Genomic DNA, 20,506 nt, shown 5'->3' with positions numbered 1-20,506 from the left:
TGCGTAGGGCGCAGCATGCCGGCGCAGGCTACGCCCCGGCACACCGCACCCAGCCAAGGCCTCAGTCTTCCAGGGTCGCCATCAGGATACCGATGCGGCAACCCTTTTCGTACTCGGTGAGATTCACATACTCCTTGATGGTATGGATCTCGGCCTGCCCGGCGCCGATGGTGATGGTCGGAACCCCGTGCTTGTCAAACCAGTTGGCGTCGAGACCACCATTGGAGAACAGATAGGTCGGCTCGATGCCCAGCAGCTTGAGCGCCTTGGTGGCACGCTTCACCACCGGAGCATCCTGGCCCAGTTCGAAGGGGGGGTAAGCCGGCTTCTGGCTGAACTTCACCTCCGCGGTGTTGCCCTCATGATCCTTCACCTCGCCCTGCGCCTTGGCGAAGGCCTCCTTGTAGCCGTTCGCGATCTTGGTCGCGAAGGCAGCCTCCGGGCTGCGCGCCTCGCCGCGGATATAGACGTAGTCGGTGACGACATTGGTCGCATCGCCGGCCGCGACCGTGCCGCCCTTGCCGCCGAAAATGCCGACATTGCTGGTGCCGTGGCCGTCGGATTTGACGACCTTGCCGAACCAGCCGGCACGCTTTGCCTCGGCGATCGCGATGGCGCCGACCAGCGTCGCCGAAATGCCCTTTTCCGGCGCGACGCCGGCATGGGATGCCTTACCCTTGATCTCGACTTCCCAGTTCTCCTGGCCGACTGCACCGACGAGCAGCTCCGAGGCGAGCTGGCCATCGACATTGATGCACATCGCAGCCCCGCCGAGATCGGCCGGGTTGAGTTCACGGGCACCATGCAGCCCGCTCTCCTCGCGGACGGTGAAGAGCAGGGTGATCGGCGGATGCGGCAGCTTGTGCTTGATCAGCGTCTCGGCGAGCACGACCAGGAGCGCGACGCCGGTGCGGGCATCGCCGCCGAGCGCGGTCGTGCCGTCGGAGACGATGCGGTCGCCCTCACGCCGAGGTTTGGCGCCGGCGCAAAGCGGCACGGTGTCGAGATGGGTGGAGAACAGCAGGCGTGGCCCCGGCCGCGTGCCCGGAAGATCGACGAAGAGATTGCCGGTCTCCGTCGGCACCGGGATGCGCTTGTTGGCATCGTCGAAGCGGATCGCGGATGCCGGCACCCCGACCTTCTTCAGCGCCTCGCTGACCGCAGCCCCGATCTTGGCTTCCTGACCGGTCACGCCTTCGACCGAGAGGAAATTCATCAGGTGGTCGATGGCACTGGCGACGTCGAGGGGGAGTGAGGGGCTGCTCATGATGTCCATCCGATCAGGTCAGGGTTATTTCGTTTCGGGCTGCGCGACCGGCCGTCACAGGCCCCAGGGCAGGCCGAGCATCTTCCAGACCGCGAAGAGCGCCGTCCACAACACGAACATCCAGACGACATAGGGCAGCATCAGGGAGACGATCGTGCCGACACCCGCGGTCTTGTCGTATTTCTGGGCGAAGCCCACGACGAGGGCGAAATAGGCGTTGAGCGGAGTGATCGCGTTCATCGGGGAATCGCCGACGCGATAGGCGGCCAGCACCGCTTCCGGCTCGACGCCGAGCTTCATCAGCAGCGGCACGAAGACGGGCGCGAAGATCGCCCATTTTGCAATCGCGCCGGTCAGCAGGAGGTCGATGATCGCGACCACGACGATGAAGCCGAGCAGCAGCGGCAGCGCGCCGATATTGGCCGACTGCAGGACGCCCGACAGGCTGAGCGCCATGACGGTGCCCATGTTGGTATAGGTGAAATAGGCGACGAACTGGCTCAGCACGAAGAACAGGAAGATCGTGCCGCCCAGATTCTTGATCGACTTCTCGATCGCCGCGATCACCTCCGGCAGCGTCCGCAAGGTCCCGGCTCCGATGCCATAGGCCCAGCCCGTGGTGAGGAACATCAGCATGATCAGTGCGATCAGCCCGTTCATGAAGGGCGAGTTGCCGATCAGCTCGCCGGTTGCCGGATTGCGCAGCGGCGCCCCCGACGGCAGTGTCAACAGACAGAACACCGCAACCAGCGCGAGCAGGCCGAGCCCCGCGAAGCGCAGTCCACGCGTTTCCTGATCGGACAGCGAAGCGCCCTGCTCCGTCGTGGTGCCTTCGGCCGCCAGCTTCGGATCGTAGACGCCAAGGCGCGGTGCGATCATCCGGTCGGTGATGAAGGCGATGACGACGGTGAGGAACAGCACCGAGGCGATCGAGAACCAGACATTGGAAGCCAGGCCGATCGAGCGGTTCGGATCGACGAGATGGGCGGCGTCATTGGTGAACTCGACGAGAACGGCGTCGAGCGGCTTGATCAGCATATTGACCGTGAAAGCTCCGGCCACGGCAGCAAAGCCGAGCGCGAGACCGGCGAGCGGATGCCGCCCAACGGCGAGATAGGCAATGCCGGCGAGCGGGATCAGGACCAGATAGCCCGCATCCGCGGCAATGCTGGCGAGGATGCCGACGAAGGCCAGGATATAGGTCAGCGCCCACCCCGGCGACACGATGACGAGCTTCCGGATCAGCGCCGTCACCAGGCCGGATTCCTCGGCCACGCCGGCCCCGATCATCGCGACGATCATCAGCCCCACGGCGGTGAAGCTCATGAAGTTCGGAATCAGCGACGAATAGATGAAGCGAATGCCTTCGACGTTGAGCAGGCTGCGTATCGCCGTGCTCGCCATCTCGACCTTATGGGTGTCGGGATTGATGCGCTCGAAGGTGACCGCCGCGCCGAACAGGCTGAGCACGGCCGACAGCACCATGACGATGGCGATGAGGATGAGGAAGATGACGACGGGATGGGGAACCATGTTCCCCACTTTCTCGACCGCATCGAGAAATCTCTGCATCGTGGTCTTTGACGCGACGTTCCCGGTAGACATGTCTTGCCCTCCCCTAAGCCTTGGACTTCGGCCCCACGGGGGGTCGCGATGAGCAGGTGTGCCGCCGGAATCGTTGCCGAGGCGGTCATACCGGCAACTTAATTCCCTGCGCGCCGAGGGCATCGGCACAGAATCCCAAAGCTTGGACCGCCTGTCCCAAAGTTGACGGCAAGCTTGCTGCCTCCGGATGGGTTCTTTATCCTGACACAGCCGCTCGAGATCCTCCGATCTCCTATTTGCAGATTGGGGACGTCGACGTGACACCGACGCACGGTAAGGCATGCAAGAGCAATTCGGTAAGCCCGTTACTGCGTGCAATGCTTGGCGCGCGCCCGAATCCTGGGGCTCTTTGACCATGGGCCGCCGCCTCGACACCTTGCGGATGAGCCTGGCGGGACTTGCCGTCGCGTTCGGCCTCAGTGCTTGCGCTTCGGCGCCACGCGGATTGCTTCAACCTGTCGAGCCCGTTGCCGGTACCGACCGTGTGAACATGCTTGCCGCGACGACGCGCGCTCCCTCGGCGGAAGCGGGTGTTCTGTTCAGCGGCGAGCGCGGAGATACGGTCTCGTTCAGCAATATCGTCGTCTCGATCCCCAAGGATCGGGAGGTCGGTACCATCCAGCTGCCGCGCACGGCTCCCGGCAATGCGGCAACGGATTTTGTCGTCACCTCGACCGCGCCGGTCGCCAAGACGGACCTCGTCAAATGGTTCAAGTCGACGGGCGGGCGCAAGCGCCGGGTCTTCGTCTTCGTCCACGGCTTCAACACGCCGTTCGACCGCGCCGTCTTTCGTTTCGCACAGTTGACCCATGACGCCGATGCCGATGCGTCCCCGGTCCTGTTCTCGTGGCCGTCGCGCGGCCATCTGCTCGACTACAGCCGGGATTTCGACAATGCATCGTATTCCCGCTCGGATCTCGCTTATCTGCTGAAGGCGGCTGCAAGCAGCCCCTCTGTCGGCGAAATCGTCATCCTCGCCCATTCCATGGGGAGCTGGCCTGCCGTCGAGGCCGTCAGGCAGATCGCTCTCGAGCAGGGCGGCGTCCCCCGGAAGATCAACAATCTCATTCTGGCCTCGCCCGATCTCGATGTCGGCGTGTTTCGCCGGCAAGTCGAGGACATGGGCTCCCAGCGTCCGCAGATCACGCTTTTCGTCTCGCAGAACGACAGGGCGCTGCAGCTCTCCCGCTTCATTTCCCGCGGAGCGACGCGCCTCGGCGGCATTGACCTGACGCGCGACGAGTACCAGCAGCAGCTGGCGGGGTTGTCAGGCATCACGGTGCTGGATCTCAGCGCCATCAATGCCGGCGACCGCATCAATCACGACCTCTTTGCCGCCAGCCCCGATGCGGTCCGCCTGATCGGAGGCCGGCTGCTCCAAGGCCAGGTCATCACCGATTCCGACGTTTCCACTCCGCTGATGGCTGCGGATGCGCTCGGTTCGGCCGCCAGCCTGATCGTTACCGCGCCGATTCGCGTCTTCGACGCAGCGTCCCCGCGCCAGTAGCGAGCCAAGTGCCGCAAGAGGACCACCTGCTTCCTCCTGATAACGACAATTCTCGGCGGTTTATTGCTTGCCATTGCTAGCTCCGAGCGTCACAGTTTCTTCACGGAACTGAGAAACATTGACCTCCCGTTGGTACGCGGGGCCAAGATTAACGTAACGCTATCGCGAGGAGAATGCCGTGTCGGCTCTCTCTAGTACCAATTCAGGGATCCCGGGCGGAGCGGTCTTCGTTCAGAACTTCTCGACCAAGGGACTGCCCGCGGAGGATCAGTTCGACGCGTGGCGTTCTCTGCTCTCCGAGACGATCGATCTCTTGCCTACGCCGAACGCGTCCGAGCCATTCGACGCCGAGTTCTCGTCGTGGAGCTTCGGCGACGTCGTTCTGACCAGGACGCTCTACGCCGACGCCCCCGCTCGCCATTGGCGGCACAGGCCGCGGTCCTTCATGGATCATTGGTGCGTCGTGCTCGCGCATTCCTGTTCGCCTGAGTGCAACCTGCTTTCCCTGAGCCCCCCCGAGCGGCAAGGCAATCTCAGCTTCCGCTCGCTCGCCATGCCGTTCGAAGGCCAGGCCGAGGACACGGAAGTCCTGACGCTGTTCCTGCCTCGTAACTTTTGCCAGGAGGAACTCGTCGATTTCGAGCGGGCGCACGATCTGGAAATCAATCCCGAACTCGGGGCGCTGCTCACGGGCTATATGGAGAACCTCGCCCGACAACTGCCGCATATCTCGGTGGAGCATGCGCAGGGCCTCGCCACCGCGACGCGTTCGCTGGTCGCGGCCTGCATCGCGCCGCGGGTCGAACGTTCCGAGGCTGCGGAGGTGCCGCTGACCTCCCTTCTGATCGATCGTGCCCGGCGCGTCGTCCGGCAGAACATGGCCTCCCCCGAGTTTGGTCCCGAGCGGCTGGCGCGCCTCATGGCGATGTCCCGCTCCAAGCTCTACCGGCTGTTCGAGAGCACGGGTGGCGTGGCTCATTTCATCAATCGCGAAAGGCTTCGCGAGGCGCATCGCCGACTCGCATCGACTCGCGATGCCCTGTCGATCCACGTCATCGGCAATGAAGTGGGCTTTATCGATCATTCGACCTTCAGCCGGGCGTTCCGACGTGAGTTCGGCTACAGCCCCACCGAGGCGCGCGAACGGCACCTGACCAAGTTCTCCTCGCTCCCATCTGGACTTGCCCAGCAGGATGCGGCGCTGGACGATGCAGCGGGAGGGAGCGGAGATGAACGCGCCGCACACAGCCTTGCCGACTAGCCGAAGAGCATGAGGTTCTCGGCATGAAGGGGGCGACGGGGCGCCTCTCCTTTCTCTACGCGGCCCTTTTCTTCGAGCTCGGCGTCAATCTGCCGTTCTTTCCGCTCTGGCTGCGCGCGCAATCGCTTGGTGACGATGCGATCGGCATCGTGCTTGCCGCACCGCTGCTGACCCGCATCATCGCAAATCCGGTCGTTGGCGTCCTCGCGGACCGGAGCGTGCGCATGACCATTGCGCTGGTTGCCTGCTCGGTGGCTGTCGTCATCGGCACAGGTTTTCTCGCCTTTGCCGCGGGCTTCCTGCCAATCCTGCTGCTGGTGATTGCGATCGCGCTCGCCCAGGGTCCACTGATCGCCCTCACCGATGCCGTAACCCTGCGCAGCCTCGAGGGCTTGCGCTCGGCAGAGCTGCGCTACGGGCGGATTCGCCTGTGGGGCTCGGCGGGCTTTGCGCTCGCCAATCTCTCGGCGGGCTGGATGCTCGACTGGCTGCCGATCTCGTCCATCATCGGAATGTTGCTGCTGTCGGCGCTTGCCACCGCGCTTGCCACGGTCGCCGTCGCAACCATTCGCCTGCCGGAGAGATCAGCCGCTCCCCACGAGAGGGCCGGGTTGGTGGAGAGGCCGCATCTGCTGATCCTGACGATTGCCGGGGCGGCACTCGTCCAGGCGAGCCACGCCGCCGTCTACGGGTTCAGCACGTTGCACTGGCAAAGCCTCGGCATTTCCGGGGGTACCATGGGAAGCCTCTGGGCGGCGGGCATCGCGTCGGAGATCACATTCTTCAGTCTGCTCGGATACGTCATCCGCGGCTCGGCCGGAGCAGGCGTCCTGCTCGCCGCCAGCGGCGCTGTCGCCACATTGCGCTGGGCCGGCATGGCTCTCGACCCGGATATCGCCTTCGTCGTCCTGCTGCAGCTGACGCATGGCCTGACCTTCGGCGCGACGCATCTGGGCAGCATCTTTCTGCTCGCGAAGTTCGCGCCGCGCAGCATGCTGGCCCAGGCTCAGGCCTGGCTTGCCGCCGGATGGGCCGGGGTGATGGCGGCTCTGACGACCCTTGCCGGCTATCTCTACGGCTCGTGGGGGGAGCATGTTTATGGCCTGATGGCGATCGCTTCCGGCATCGGCTTCCTCTTGCTGATCCCTGTCGCAGCCAGCCTGAGACGGGAGGATACGGCTCCGCAGCAAGGACCTCCGGACGCCGAGTACCCTGTCCCAAAATTGGGATGACCAGCGCAGAGTTGGGATTCTGAGCTAATCCGCGCTTCCCGGACTGTTGGTAGCGTCCGTCCCTGCCGCCCGAAGAGATTGGCGACGGACACTTGTCTTGCGCCCGAGGTTCCACGGCCTCTGCCTCGCGGTTGCCAGAGGAAGAACATGATGCTTTTGAACGGCTTGCGAGAGAACCCGTTCCCCGCGAATGGCAGGATCGTTGCAAGAACTCCGCCGTGTGCGAGGGCGGCGCTGCGAGGGCCGAAGGCATGAGCGTGCGTCGCGGCCCTGGTCCCTCCCGGTCTCTGCATGCAGCCGCGCTGACCGTCATTGCACTCGCCTCCGCAGCCTGCCAGCGCGAGGCCGACGAGGCCCCGCCGCCCGTGCGGATCGTCCGCACGATCACGGTCGACGAGCCCCGCCAGGCAGCGGACATCAATTTCACCGGCCATATCGAAGCGCAGGACCAGGCGTCGCTCTCCTTCCGCATCGGTGGCCGGCTGGCGGAGAGGCGCGTCGCGGTCGGCGCGACGGTACGCGAGGGAGAGGTCGTTGCCCGCCTCGACCCCGAGAACGAACTCAACGAACTGCGTTCGGCGCGGGCGGCACTCACGGCTGCTCAGGGCCTTCTGAGAAAGGCCGACAACCAGTTGCAGCGCCAGAGCCATCTGCTCCAGCGCAATGTCACGACGCAGGCTGATTTCGAGGCTGCCGAGCAGGGGCGCACGGCTGCCCGGGCTCAGGTCGACGCCGCACAAGCCCGCGTCAATTCCGCAGAAGATGTCGTCGGCTTCACCACCTTGAAGGCCGATGCACCAGGCGTCGTGACCAGGATCGGCGCAGAGCCGGGCGAGGTCGTCGCTGCCGGCCGGATGATCGTGCAACTCGCAAGGCGCGAGGGGCGCGATGCCGTATTCGAGGTGCCCGCCGCATTGATGCGCAGCCTGCCGGCCGATGCGCGCGTGTATGTCGCGCTCACCGGCGATCCCGGCACCACCGTCAGGGGCCGGGTACGCGAGGTCTCGCCCCAGGCCGACCCGGTGACGCGGACCTTCCGAGTCAGGGTCGGCCTCTCAGAGCCTCCGCAGTCCTACCGGCTCGGGACCGCGGTCCTCGGCACGATCCGCGGCAGCGAAGCCTCGGCCATTACCATACCGTCGACGGCGCTGGTGCGCCGCGAGCAGGATACCGGAGCCTGGGTCGTCGATCCCAAGACGCTCACCGTGTCGCTGCGCAAGCTCGACGTCCTCAGCGCCGACCCCGCGACGGCCCTGATCGGCAAGGGCCTGGCACTTGGCGATGTTATTGTCACGGCCGGCGCGAGCCTTTTGCAGGAAGGCCAGCATGTGCGGCTGACCGGGACGGAAACACGATGAGCTTCAACCTCTCGGAATGGGCCCTCAAGAACCGCTCGGTCGTGATCTATCTCATGATCGTCGCCGTCGCGGCCGGCGTGCTCGCCTTCGTGCGGCTTGGCCGCAATGAAGACCCCTCCTTCGTCATCAAGTCGATGGTCGTCTCGGCGGCCTGGCCGGGCGCGACCATGGAGGACACGCTGACGCAGATCACCGAGCGGCTCGAGCGCCAGCTCGAGGAAACGCCCGGCCTCGATTTCGTCCGCAGCTTCACTACGCCCGGCGTGACGACGATCTTCGTCAACCTGAAGCAGTCGGTCCCGGCGCGCCACGTGCAGGACACCTGGTACCGGGTCCGCAATCTCGTCGGGGACATCCGCCATACCCTGCCCCAGGGTGCGGTCGGGCCGTTCTTCAACGATCGCTTCGGCGACACTTTCGGCATCATCTACGGCTTCACCGCAGATGGCTTCACCAGCCGTGAGCTGCGCGACCATGTCGAAGCAGCCCGTTCGCGCCTGCTCCTCGTGCCAGACGTCTCGAAGATCGAGATCATCGGCGCCCAGGACGAGCGCATCTTCGTCGAATTCTCCGTCAGGGAACTCGCCAATCTCGGCATCGATCGCTCGGCCCTGCTCGGCGCCCTGCAGAGCCAGAACGTCGTGCGCCCCGCCGGCATCATCCAGACTGAGGACGAGAAGGTCTCGCTGCGCGTCTCGGGCGCCTTCCAGTCGGAAGCCGATCTGCTGAACGTCAATTTCCCCGTCGGCGATCGCATGGTTCGCCTCGCGGACATCGCCACCGTGCGCCGCGGTCATGCCGATCCGCCTCAGCCGATGTTCCGCGTCAACGGACGGGAAGCGATCGGACTGGGCATCGCGATGCGCGATGGCGGCGATATCCTGGCGCTTGGCAAGAATATCCAGCGTGCAATGGCGACCATCACCGCCAATCTGCCGCTCGGCATCGAGCCGCGCCTGGTCGCCGATCAGGCCGTGACGGTCGATCACGCGATCGACGATTTCATGACCTCGCTCTGGCAGTCGATCGCGATCATCATGGCGGTGAGCTTCATCAGCCTTGGCGTGCGCCCCGGCCTGGTCGTTGCGCTGTCCATTCCGCTGACGCTCGCGGTGGTCTTCGCCGTGATGCTCGTTGCCGGCATCGACATGCAGCGGATCTCGCTCGGTGCGCTGATCATCGCGCTCGCCCTGCTCGTCGACGACGCCATGACGACGACCGACGCGATGGTGACGCGTCTCGCCGCCGGCGAGGAGAAGGCAAAGGCTGCGACCTACGCCTTCAAGAAATATGCGATGGCGATGCTTGCCGGAACCCTGGTGACGATCGCCGGCTTCGTGCCGATCGGTTTTGCAGCAAGTTCGGCCGGCGAATACACATTCACCCTCTTTGCCGTGGTCAGCATCGCCCTGGTGGTGTCCTGGTTCGTGGCGGTGATCTTTGCACCGGTGCTTGGCGTCGCGATGCTGAAGGCGCCGGATCCGGCATCGAGCAATGCCGGCCCCGGCAGGGTCGAACGAACCTTCCGGCAGCTCCTGTCCGGGGCCATCAGGCTGCGCTGGGCGACCATCGCGGTGACGCTCGCATTGTTCGTCGCCTCCGTCCTCGCCCTGCCGCTGGTGCCCCGCCAGTTCTTCCCCGCCTCCGACCGGCCCGAGCTTCTGGTCGACCTGACACTGCCGCAGAACGCCTCGATCTATGCGAGCGAGCAGCTCGCGACCCGGTTCGACGCGGCACTCAAGGGCAACCCGGATGTCGATCGCTGGAGCACCTATGTCGGGCGCGGCGCAATCCGCTTCTATCTGCCGCTCAATGCGCAATTGCCCAACGACTTCTTCAGCCAGGCCGTCATCGTCGCCAAGGACGTGCCGGCTCGCGACCGCCTGCAGGCCAAGCTGGAAGAGCTCCTGGCCAAGGAGTTTCCGAATGTCGTCGCGCGCGTCTATCCGCTCGAACTCGGGCCGCCGGTCGGCTGGCCCGTGCAGTACCGCGTCAGCGGGCCCGACATCGCCGAGGTGCGCTCGATCGCGATGAAGCTGGCTCAGGTCGTCGCGACGAGCCCCAAGACCGAGCAGATCAATTTCGATTGGATCGAGCCTGCGCGCGAGCTGCGCCTGCGCGTCGATCAGGATGAGGCACGCCGCCTCGGCCTGAGTTCGCAAGCGCTTGCGGCGATCCTGAACACCGTCGTTTCCGGCACAGTCGTGACCCAGGTGCGCGACGATATCTATCTCGTCGATGTCGTCGTGCGGGCCCAGGACGCCGACCGCGTCTCGCTGGATACGCTGCGGACCATGCAGGTCGCGTTGCCCGGTGGACGCTCCGTGCCGGTGTCGCAGTTCGTGACGTTCAGCTACGGGCTGGACGCGCCGCTGATCTGGCGGCGCGACCGGGTTCCGAACCTGACAGTCGCCGCGGACGTCAAGCCCGGAACGCTGCCGGAGACCGTCGTCTCCGCCTTGCAGCCCTCGATCGACGCGCTGCGGAAGACGTTGTCGCCCGCCTACAGCATCGCCGTCGGAGGAACCGTCGAGGAAAGCGCCAAGTCGCAATCCTCGGTCATCGCCGTCGTGCCGGTCATGCTGCTGATCATGTTCACCGTGCTGATGGCCCAGCTGCGGAGCTTCAGACTGTTCGCCATCGTGCTCAGCATCGCGCCTCTCGGCCTCATCGGCGTGGTCAGCGCACTGCTCGTGTCGGGCAAGCCACTGGGTTTCGTCGCCCTGCTCGGCATCCTGGCGCTGATCGGCATCATCACCAAGAACGCGGTGATCCTGGTCGGCCAGATCGAGGCCGAGCGGGCCAGCGGCAAGAGTGTCGTCGAGGCGGCGCTCGACGCCAGCAGCACGCGCTTCCGGCCTATCATGCTGACGGCGGTCTCGACCGTGCTCGGCATGATCCCCATCGCCCCAACGGTGTTCTGGGGCCCGATGGCCTTCGCCATCATGGGCGGCCTCCTGGTCGCGACCGTCCTCACTCTCATCCTGCTGCCCGTGCTTTATGTCACCGTCTTCGGCGCAGGCTCGCCCACACCGAGCAAGACGAAAGCCCGGGCGACGGCCGCTGCGGGAGTTTCTTCGCGATGAGACCGATCTCAGCCATCCGGTTCCAGCCCTCGGCCACGCGCATTCTCCGCGCCGCTGCCGCCTCGATGTTCGTCCTGGCGCTCGCTGCCTGCCAGAACCAGGAGGCCGCCCCTTCGGAGGGCCGCCCGGTCCGCGTGGTCAAGGTCGAGGCCGGCAAACTCGCCAACGACATCAAACTGAGCGGCGAGATCCAGGCCGAGAAGAATGTCGGACTCGGCTTCCGCATCGGCGGCCGTGTCGCCGAGCGGCCGGTCAATGTCGGAGATCGCGTCGCAGCCGGACAGATCGTTGCCCGCCTTGACCCCTCGCTCGAACGCAACGCTCTGACGGCCGCCAAGGCAACGCTCGAAGCGGCCCGCGGCGAGGTGAACACGACGCGAAACACGTTCGAGCGTCAGGAACGGCTGATGGCGCAGGGCTTCACCACCCGGCCTCGTTTCGATCAGTCGCTCAAGGCGCAAGAGGCCGCGCAGGCCCAGTTCGAGGACGCCGAAGCGCAAGTCGAGCTGGCACAGGACCGGCTTGGCTTCACCGAATTGCGCGCAGGCGTCTCGGGCGTCGTAACCGCGCGCAGCATCGAGCCCGGCGAGGTCGTGCAGGCTGGGCAAGTCGTGCTTCAACTGGCGCGCGAAGACGGCCGTGACGCCGTCTTCAACGTGCCCGCCACGCTGCTGGAAACGCTGGAAGGCGACACTCCGATCCGGGTCGCTCTCGCCGAGGCTCCGACAGTGAGCGCATTTGGCCGTGTCCGAGAGGTGGCCCCGCAAGCCGACCCCGTGACCCGGACCTTTGGGGTCAGGATCGGCCTGATCGATCCGCCGGAGGAGATGCGGCTGGGATCGACCGTGGTCGGGACCATGGAGCTCACCTCGGCCTCCATCGTCTCCGTTCCGGCCAGCGCCCTGACCCAGCAGGACCTGTCGCCGGCAGTCTGGATCGTCGATCCCGTGAAGTCGACGGTCTCGCTGCGCAATGTCGACGTCCTGCGCTTCGACCCCGGCCTCGTCATCGTCTCGCAGGGGCTCGAGCCCGGCGACGTCATCGTCTCCGGAGGCATTCAGGCGTTGCACCCGGGCCAACGCGTGCAGCCGCTTCCCGCCGCGCGCGAGGCCGGCCGCACTGCGGCGGCGGCCCGGCCGCCGGGAGGCCCGGCGCTCCCACCTTCGTGACGCATGAGGCCCCTTCTCCGCCGCGGGCGGACCCCTGCAACCAGAGAGTATCCTGGCAGGATCACACCATTCACCAGTCAAGCGATGCCATGATGTCCTCTCGGAGACATTCTATGGAGATCATCCCCGCGGTCGGCGAGGCTGAAAGACTCAGAACCGAACTCCTCGTCGTCGGCGTATTCAGCGGCGGCGCATTGGTCGGGTCGGCGCGGCGTCTCGACGAACGGGCAGCCGGCAAGCTGTCCGCGATTGTCGGGCGCGGCGAACTTGGCGAGGCCGCCGGCGCAACCTTGCTGCTCCATCATTTGCCGGGCTCCGTCGCGACCCGCATCCTGCTCGTCAGCCTCGGCAAGCCCGAAGCCTTCTCCGACCGCGCCTATCTGCGGGCTCTTTCGGCAACGGCGAAGTTCATCGCGGAGAGCGTCGTCGCCGAAGCCGTCATCGCCCTGGCCGAACACGAGGTCCCCAAGCGCAGCTTGAACTGGCAGGTTCAACAGGCTGCGCAAATTCTGGCCGATGGCGGATACGTCTTCGTCCTGCCCGGAACCCATCCTCGCCGCCAGATCGCGCGGCCCCGCCCGGTGCGCAGCATCATGCTGCTCGTTCCGCAGACCCTCACCTCGGAACTCCTCGGCGCGCTGCGGCAGGGCATCGCGGTCGCCGAAGGCGTCGCCTTGGCGAAGGATCTTGGCAATCTGCCGGGCAATATCTGCACCCCCGCCTACCTCGCCAGCACCGCGAAGGAGATGGGGAGGGAGTTCGGCTTCAATGTCGAAGTCCTGGAGCGCGAGGATCTCGAAGCGCTCGGCATGGGCGCCTTTTTGGTCGTCGGCAGGGGCTCCGCCAATCCCTGCAAGCTCGTCGTGATGCAGTCCAATGGACGCAAGAGCCGGAGCCGGCCGATCGTCCTCGTCGGCAAGGGCATCACCTTCGATATCGGAGGCACGCCGCTGACCCCGGGAGGCGACCCCGACGAAATGAAGTTCAACATGAGCGGTGCCGGCTGCGTTCTGGGGGTGATGCGTACGGTCGCCCGACTGGAGCTGCCGATCAATGTCGTTGGACTGATCGCCGCGGCCGAGAACATGCCGGGCGGCAGCGCCAGCCGCCCCGGCGACATCGTCACCTCGATGTCGGGCCAGACCATCGAGATCCGGACCCACGAGACCGAGGGGCGGCTTCTGCTGTGCGATGTCCTGACCTATGCCGAGCGCTTCTCGCCGGCCTGCGTCATCGATGTCGCGACCTTGACCGAGGCTTGCGTCGTGGCGCTGGGCTCGCATGCGAGCGGCCTCTTCGCCAATGACGATGCACTCGCCGCGGAACTCCTGAGATGCGGGGGCGTGTCGGGCGATCGTGTCTGGCAGCTCCCGATCTGGGACGACTATTTCGGCCAGCTCGGCAGCAGCTTTGCCGATACCAGCAATCTCGGGGGGCCTGCGGCCGGCGCGATCACCGCCGCCTGCTTTCTCGCCCGCTTCGCCAGGGCCTATCCCTGGGCCCATCTGGATATTGCCGGCACCGCGTCGATCTCCGGCGCCACCAAGGCCTCGACCGGCCGGCCGGTTCCACTGCTCGCCGAATTCCTCATCGGCCGCGCCGCGGAAGCAGCGTCGCCGAATGGCCTTTCCCTCCCCTCCCCCTCAGCAATGGAGCTGCACTCATGAGCGATCTGGTTTTCATCGGCTTCCCGACCGAACAAAAGGCCGAAGAGGTCCGTCAGAAGGTCCTTTCCCTCCAGCGCGAATATCTGATCGAGCTCGGCGACGCCGTTGTCGTCGTCAAGGACGAGAAGGGACAGGTCAAACTCAACCAGATGATGAACCTGACGGCGGCAGGCGCAGCGTCGGGCGCCCTCTGGGGCACCTTGATCGGCTTCATCTTCCTCGCCCCGCTGCTGGGCACGGCTCTCGGTGCGGCCTCAGGCGCATTGGGCGGAAAGCTCAGCGATGTCGGCATCAACGACCAGTTCATGAAGGACGCGGCCAGCGCCTTGCAGCCCAACACCGCCGGGCTCTTCCTGCTGATCCGCAAGATGACCACCGACAAGGTCCTTGCCGACCTGAAGGGCGTCGGCGGCACGCTGATGAGCACCTCCTTCGACGAGACCAAGGAGGCTGCGCTGCGTGAGGCGCTGGCAGCCAGCGCCAGCGCCAGTGCCGAAGCGGCTCCTCCGGCCGCCACATGACGCTGGACTGGGGCGCCGGAGCGGGAGCAGAACAGGCCCAATGGGCCATCGCGACGGCGCGCCTCGACGATTTCCGCCCCCTGCTGCCGGCAGAGGAGGAGGTCGTCGCCAAGCTTCTCAGCGGGACTTTCGACCGCCTGGGAGATGGCTCGCGCCCCGAGAAACCTGACCCGGCGCGGGTCATTCGCGCATCCTTCCTGCGCTTTCTCATGCTCGGAGGTGAGGAAGGCTGTCGGCCCCACGAAAAGGGCGTCAGGATCAGCGGCGCCTGGATCACGGATGTTCTCGATCTCGAAGCCTGTCGCGTCTTTCGCGACATCGGCCTGAACGATTGCCATTTCGAGGCCGCGCCGATCTTCAGGGCCGCGATCATCAACCGCCTGTTCCTGGACGGCTCCTCGCTTCCCGGGCTCCAGGCTGAGCGGCTCGAGGCGCGCGGCGGCGTTTATCTGCGCGGCGCGGAGGTCACTGGCGAGGTTGATCTCGTTCAGTCGCGTCTCGGCGGCAATCTTGAATGCGATGGCGCCACCATTCGCGCACCAAGCGGCTACGCGCTGCTCGCCCCGAGCCTGGAGGCACGCAACGTCCTGCTGCGGGGGGCGACACTACGGGGCGGCATCAACCTGTCCGGTGCAGTGCTTGCCGCAGATCTCGACTGTGCCGGCGCCGCCGTCACCCGCACTGATGGCATTGCAATCGATGCCAACGAAATCGAGAACCGCGGTAGCGTCGTGCTGCGCAGCGCGCGCATCGAAGGCGAGATCCGGCTGATCGCCTCGCAGATCGGCGGCGACATCGACTGCTCAGGCGCCGTTCTCGCCGCCGCCGGCCAGACTGCGCTGGACATGAGCCGCAGTGCGATCAAGGGCGCGTTCTTCCTGCGCCGGGATGCCCAGGTGAACGGTGCGCTGGTGCTGACCGGCGCTTCGATCGGGACCATCCATGACGAGGCGGCCTGCTGGCCCAAGCAGGGCGATCTTCTCCTGAATCGCTGCCGCTATGGCGCCTTCATCGACGGGCCAGTCGATGCCGAGAGCCGGCTCGACTGGTTAGGGCGGCAGGCGCCCGAGCGCTGGGGCGAGGATTTCTGGCCCCAGCCCTATGAGCAACTGGCCTCCGTCTTCCGCGAGATGGGACATGGCGAAGATGCTCGCGCCGTGCTTGTCGTCAAGGAGCGACTGCAACGCCAGGCCCGGCGCAAGCGGGCGGCCAATCCCGTGCTCCGCGGGCTTCTGACAGCCGCCGACGGTGTGCTTGGAATCACCCTTGCTTATGGTCGTCAGCCACTGCTGGCCTTCGTCTGGCTCCTCTTCTTCTGGTTTCTGGGCGTTGCCATCTTCGGTTACGCCGAGCACCGGGGGGCCGTGATGCCCAATAGCGCCGTGGTCCTGCGTTCGCCCGAATGGACCTTGTGCGGCATCGAACGATCCGAGCAGCGCTCCCTGATCGCCACCCAGCAGACGAGCGGCCTGGCCGAGCCCGGCCAGACCCAGCTCGCCTGCTTCCGCCAGCGCTGGGAGGCCTCGAGCTACCCGGCCTTCAGCCCCTGGATGTACTCGCTCGATACGCTGCTGCCGGTGCTCGACATGGGGCAAAGAACCTTCTGGCGGCCCAATCCGTCCAAGCCTGGCGGTCGTATCGCCATCAACTATTTCTACTTCCAGTCGATCGTCGGCTGGGCTTTGAGCCTGCTGGCAGTTGCCGGTTTTTCGGGATTGGTGAAGTCGCCCTAACCCGGCCGACCCGCCTCGCATTCAGGATGGGAACGACGTGAGCAAAGCCCCGACATCTGCGCGCGCCCCCCGCAGCGGCGATGACAACGCCAAGCGCGAGCCCCTCTCAATCGACCTGGCGCTTCAGGGTGGCGGCGCTCATGGCGCCTTCACCTGGGGCGTGCTGTGCCGGATCCTCGAGGAGGACTGGCTCGAGATCGAGGCGATTTCGGGAACCTCGGCCGGCGCGATGAATGCGGCCGTGCTGGCCTCCGGCTATGCCAAGGGCGGCCGTGCTGGCGCACGCGAGGCACTTGAGCTCTTCTGGCGAAAAGTCTCGGAAGCGGCGCGCTTCAGCCCGTTCCAACGCAGCCCGCTGGACATTCTGCTCGGGCGCTGGACGCTCGACAACTCGCCGCTCTTCGTCGCCATGGACATGATGTCGAGGGTGGTCTCGCCCTACAGCCTGAATCCCACCGGCTCGAACCCGCTGGCCGATATCCTCGCCGAGGTGATCGATTTCGGCAGCCTGGCGACAAGCCCGATCAAGCTCTTCATCACCGCCACAAATGTCCGCACAGGCCGGGGGCGGGTGTTCCGCAATGCCGAGATCACGCCCGACGTGCTGCTGGCCTCTGCCTGCCTGCCGACCCTGTTCCAGGCGGTCGAGATCGATGGCGAGAGCTACTGGGACGGCGGCTATTCCGGCAATCCGACGATGACACCGCTGATCAAGCACAGCGATGCGCTCGACACCATCCTGGTCCAGATCAACCCGGTCGAACGACCCGAGACACCGCGTACTGCGCGCGACATCCTGAACCGACTGAACGAGGTGTCGTTCAATGCGGTGCTGCTGAAGGAATTGCGGATGATGGCCCTGCTGCGGCAGAAGGCCAATCCCGAGAGCGGCGAGGGCGCGCGCTGGGCCCGCATGCGCCTCCATCGCATCACCAGCGACGCCATGACCGAGCTCGGCTACTCCTCCAAACTCAATGCCGAATGGGAGTTCCTGACCATGCTCCACAACGAGGGAAGGCGCTCGGCAGAGTCCTTCTATCGGGAGCATCGGGACGACATCGGCAAGACCTCGACGCTCGATCTCGACGAATTGACCGAGGGCATCTGAGGATAGCGAGCGGATCTGCCGCGCGCTTCAGCACCGACCTCCCGACACCAGGCCTGACCAGGAATGAAGATGACCTCCGGCAAGATCTATCAAGGCGCCCTGATTCTGATTGCGACGATCATGGCGGTCGCCGCGTTGTCGATCGCCAGCTCGGTCTTCGCGCCGGTCGCCTTCGCGCTCTTCATCATCGCGCTCGTCTGGCCGCTTCAGAAGAGCCTGCAGGCCTTCCTGCCCCGCCTGCTCGCGCTCGCGATCAGTGTCGTGGTCATGGTCGTCGCCTTCTTCGCCTTCGGGTCGCTGATCGTCTGGGCTTTCGGCCGTGTCGGCCGCTGGATCGTCAGCGACGCTGCGCGCTTCCAATCCTTCTACGACCAGATCACGGTCTGGCTGGAAGGGCATGGCGTGGCCGTGGCCGGCGTCTGGTCGGAGAACTTCAATGTCAGCTGGATGCTGCGCACCGCCCAGACCATCACCGGCCGCCTCAACAGCACGATGAGCTTCTGGCTCGTCGTCCTCGTCTACGTCATCCTCGGCCTGCTGGAAGTCGACGATTTCGGGCGCAAGGTGCGCACCATGCGCAACCGCGAGACCGGCCAGGTTCTGCTGCAGGGCAGCACGGCCACCGCCAGCAAGATCCGCCGCTACATGGTGGTCAGGACCCTGATGAGCCTCATCACCGGCCTGCTCGTCTGGGGCTTCGCCAAGGCTGTGGGCCTTCAGCTTGCGGAGGAATGGGGCTTCATCGCCTTTTCCTTGAATTACATTCCCTTCCTGGGTCCGCTCGTCGCCACGGTTTTCCCGACCCTGTTTGCGATGACGCAGTTCGGGTCCTGGCAGGCGGTGATCGCGGTCTTCGCCTGCCTCAACCTGATCCAGTTCATCGTCGGCAGCTATATCGAACCACGCGTCGCCGGCAGCGCGCTCTCGATCTCTCCGGCGACCGTACTGTTCTCCGTGTTCTTCTGGAGCTATCTCTGGGGCGTCTTCGGCGCCTTCATCGGCGTCCCGATCACGATCGCATTCCTGACCTTCTGCGCCCAGCATCCCTCGAGCCTATGGCTCGCGGAGCTCTTCGGCTCGCCGGAGAAGGATGCGCCTGCGATCCCGATCGACGCAGCCGTCAAGAGCTGAGGCCGGCGTCCGGCCTGGGCGCGACCTCGATCCGCTGCGGCGCGAGCAGGGCAAGCCCGCCATCCGTGGCGGCTGCGAGCGTGTGAATATAGAAGCCGGTTGCCTCGTCATCGGTCGCCTCCATCACGGGAGACGGCGCCGAGACGATCTTCAGCGGACCGCAGCGCCCGATCCAGTCGACATGGCGGTGGCCGTGCATCGCGACGAGCCGGTGCGACATCGGCTTGAGCTGGCGCACGAACCGGCTGCCATTGATCAACGCCGTGCCGATGCGCTCCGAGAAGGCCTTGGCTGGCTTCGGATATTCCACGGGATGGTGATGCAGCGCGATGACCCAGCGCGCCTTCGGGTATTGGCGCAGGATCGCGAGCATCGCCCGCATGTCCTCTTCCGAAACGAGGCCCAGCGCATTGGTGAAGGAGAAATGAGTTTCGGCGTTCGAGTTCAGCAGCACGAGCCCTAACCCGTCCGCTTCCGCCGGCGGCAGTAGCATCGGGAAGATATCGTCCCAGATATTGGCCAACCCCGCCGACAGGCGCAGCGAGCCCGCATCGGCGAAGGCGGCGATCGTCTTTCGATGGGGCTCCAGCGCCGCCGACAAGGTGCTGCCCAGTCCCGTCCGGTCCTGGTCGACGACCCGGACCCGGTCGCCCTGGATGGCGGCCATGGCCGACAGCGTCCGCATCTGTCTCAGGCGCTTCCCGGGACTCGTCGGCAATTCCAGCCGCGCCGGATTCGCGCGATCCACGATGTTCACGTCGTGGTTGCCGGGAAGGATGAAGCTCCTTTCGGCCAGCGCGGGATGCCGCGCCATCGCGTCCAGGAATTCCGCCCATTCCGCCGACCTGCCCGCATCCGTCATGTCACCGGTGATCAGAACGAAGTCGAGCGGTTCCTGGGCATGGATCTCGTCCAGTCTCTCGAGAACCTGGGCAAGCCGCTCGTTGCCACGCGGGCCGGCGCGCCCGCTTTCGATCCGAAAACCATAGCGCTCCCCGACGACATGGATGTCGGAGAGATGCACGACCCGCCATTTGCGGGCTGACGGCGGCGCCTCGTCATAGGACCCAAGATCGCGCGGCTGATCCATCAACCCATCGGCAAGGCCCCAGGCGAGCGAAGCAACGGCGAGATATCCGCTCATGACGGTCACCGTATTGGCAAGCGCGGGAACGACCAGTCGCAAGGGATTGGCAAGGTCAGCGATCTCGCCCGACCAGCGTGTCGCGGGCCAGGCAAGCGCGGCAATGCCCGCGGCCATGAGGAAGGCAGCAAGGCCGGCGCCAATGGCCGTCGCGGCCCGCAGGCCCGCGCGCTTGTCCTCGCTGGCCTCGGTCGTGAGAAAGCGCTCGGCCAGATGCCGCAGACCCTCGCGGCACAGGGCGTAGCCCGGTTGGACGGCGAGCGAATTCAACGACCAGAAGCTGCGTTCGGCGGCACGGAACAACGGCCTGAAACCGAACCAGCCGAGGGCCGCGATCAGCGCCAGGAGAATGAGCGGCCCGATTCCTGCCAGCGCGTAGATCCGGCCCGACATCGAGGTGAACCAGGCCGTGGCGACAAGCGGGGCAAGTCCGAGCAGGACGCCCGGCAAGAGAGCGAGGATGATCCAGGCCAGCGCAAGCTTGGGCAGGTTGATTTCCCCCAGCATGCTTCCGGCGATGGCAATCAGGGAGCGCTTCTTGGTGCTGCTGGCGTCGTCCTCTGCGTCTCCAGCCCGCGGTTCGATGATCATCGGCATGGTCAGTCACGATCCAGGAAAACTGCGCTCGCCAGGACAGATCGGCGTCGAATGGTCATGCCTTGCCCCGCAGCAACATCAGGATGCACACAGCTCAGTTGCCTCGAAGGACATAGCCTT

At 65.6% G+C, this 20,506-nt stretch carries 14 protein-coding genes; 11 read left to right on the top strand and 3 right to left on the bottom strand.

The genetic code is table 11. From position 1 onward, the window contains the following. Positions 1-61: 61 nt before the first annotated feature. Complete coding sequence (locus AB4118_RS16400; protein WP_441490731.1) at positions 62-1,267, bottom strand: M20/M25/M40 family metallo-hydrolase; 1,206 nt, start codon at positions 1,265-1,267, stop codon at positions 62-64. Between the two features lie 54 nt (positions 1,268-1,321). Further along, positions 1,322-2,872, bottom strand: a complete 1,551-nt coding sequence (locus tag AB4118_RS16395) for an AbgT family transporter (protein ID WP_441490730.1) — start codon at positions 2,870-2,872, stop codon at positions 1,322-1,324. A 355-nt stretch (positions 2,873-3,227) separates the two neighbouring features. Here AB4118_RS16395 and AB4118_RS16390 point away from each other — a divergent pair, with 355 nt between their 5' ends. The 11 genes from AB4118_RS16390 to AB4118_RS16340 all read left to right on the top strand — a co-directional run bounded on the left by AB4118_RS16390 (position 3,228) and on the right by AB4118_RS16340 (position 18,645). Then, positions 3,228-4,379: an alpha/beta hydrolase gene (locus tag AB4118_RS16390; protein ID WP_441490729.1), complete on the top strand. Its 1,152-nt coding sequence runs from the start codon at positions 3,228-3,230 to the stop codon at positions 4,377-4,379. A 178-nt stretch (positions 4,380-4,557) separates the two neighbouring features. Next, the gene (locus AB4118_RS16385) at positions 4,558-5,640 is read left to right on the top strand and encodes a helix-turn-helix transcriptional regulator (protein ID WP_441490728.1); all 1,083 of its coding nucleotides are present in this window, start codon (positions 4,558-4,560) and stop codon (positions 5,638-5,640) included. 23 nt (positions 5,641-5,663) lie between these two features. Then, entirely contained in the window at positions 5,664-6,872 is a 1,209-nt protein-coding gene (locus tag AB4118_RS16380) for an MFS transporter (protein ID WP_441490727.1), read from the top strand. Between the two features lie 251 nt (positions 6,873-7,123). Next, positions 7,124-8,230 (top strand): efflux RND transporter periplasmic adaptor subunit, encoded by a 1,107-nt coding sequence (locus AB4118_RS16375; protein ID WP_441490726.1) that lies wholly within the window; start codon positions 7,124-7,126, stop codon positions 8,228-8,230. Then, positions 8,227-11,316 (top strand): efflux RND transporter permease subunit, encoded by a 3,090-nt coding sequence (locus AB4118_RS16370; RefSeq protein WP_441490725.1) that lies wholly within the window; start codon positions 8,227-8,229, stop codon positions 11,314-11,316. Before AB4118_RS16375 ends, AB4118_RS16370 begins: the two co-directional genes overlap by 4 nt. Continuing rightward, positions 11,313-12,485: an efflux RND transporter periplasmic adaptor subunit gene (locus AB4118_RS16365; RefSeq protein ID WP_441490724.1), complete on the top strand. Its 1,173-nt coding sequence runs from the start codon at positions 11,313-11,315 to the stop codon at positions 12,483-12,485. The genes AB4118_RS16370 and AB4118_RS16365 overlap by 4 nt, the downstream gene beginning before the upstream one ends. Positions 12,486-12,598: 113 nt before the next feature. Then, on the top strand, positions 12,599-14,152 hold the full coding sequence (locus tag AB4118_RS16360; RefSeq protein WP_441490723.1) for a leucyl aminopeptidase: 1,554 nt from the start codon (positions 12,599-12,601) through the stop codon (positions 14,150-14,152). Continuing rightward, on the top strand, positions 14,149-14,673 hold the full coding sequence (locus AB4118_RS16355) for a DUF1269 domain-containing protein (RefSeq protein ID WP_441490722.1): 525 nt from the start codon (positions 14,149-14,151) through the stop codon (positions 14,671-14,673). The genes AB4118_RS16360 and AB4118_RS16355 overlap by 4 nt, the downstream gene beginning before the upstream one ends. Continuing rightward, a complete protein-coding gene (locus tag AB4118_RS16350) occupies positions 14,670-16,406 on the top strand; it encodes a hypothetical protein (protein ID WP_441490721.1) in 1,737 nt (578 codons plus the stop codon). The genes AB4118_RS16355 and AB4118_RS16350 overlap by 4 nt, the downstream gene beginning before the upstream one ends. A gap of 109 nt (positions 16,407-16,515) precedes the next feature. Further along, positions 16,516-17,514, top strand: coding sequence for a patatin-like phospholipase family protein (locus AB4118_RS16345; protein WP_441490819.1), 999 nt, complete (start codon positions 16,516-16,518; stop codon positions 17,512-17,514). Between the two features lie 63 nt (positions 17,515-17,577). Continuing rightward, positions 17,578-18,645, top strand: a complete 1,068-nt coding sequence (locus AB4118_RS16340; RefSeq protein ID WP_441490720.1) for an AI-2E family transporter — start codon at positions 17,578-17,580, stop codon at positions 18,643-18,645. Here AB4118_RS16340 and AB4118_RS16335 read toward each other — a convergent pair. Continuing rightward, the gene (locus AB4118_RS16335; RefSeq protein ID WP_441490719.1) at positions 18,635-20,386 is read right to left on the bottom strand and encodes a metallophosphoesterase family protein; all 1,752 of its coding nucleotides are present in this window, start codon (positions 20,384-20,386) and stop codon (positions 18,635-18,637) included. The genes AB4118_RS16340 and AB4118_RS16335 overlap by 11 nt on opposite strands. Positions 20,387-20,506: the final 120 nt, after the last annotated feature.

It is taken from the genome of Allobosea sp. 2RAB26, assembly GCF_052115465.1.
Classification (GTDB): domain Bacteria; phylum Pseudomonadota; class Alphaproteobacteria; order Rhizobiales; family Beijerinckiaceae; genus Allobosea.
This window is presented reverse-complemented; position numbering and strand designations above follow the sequence as displayed.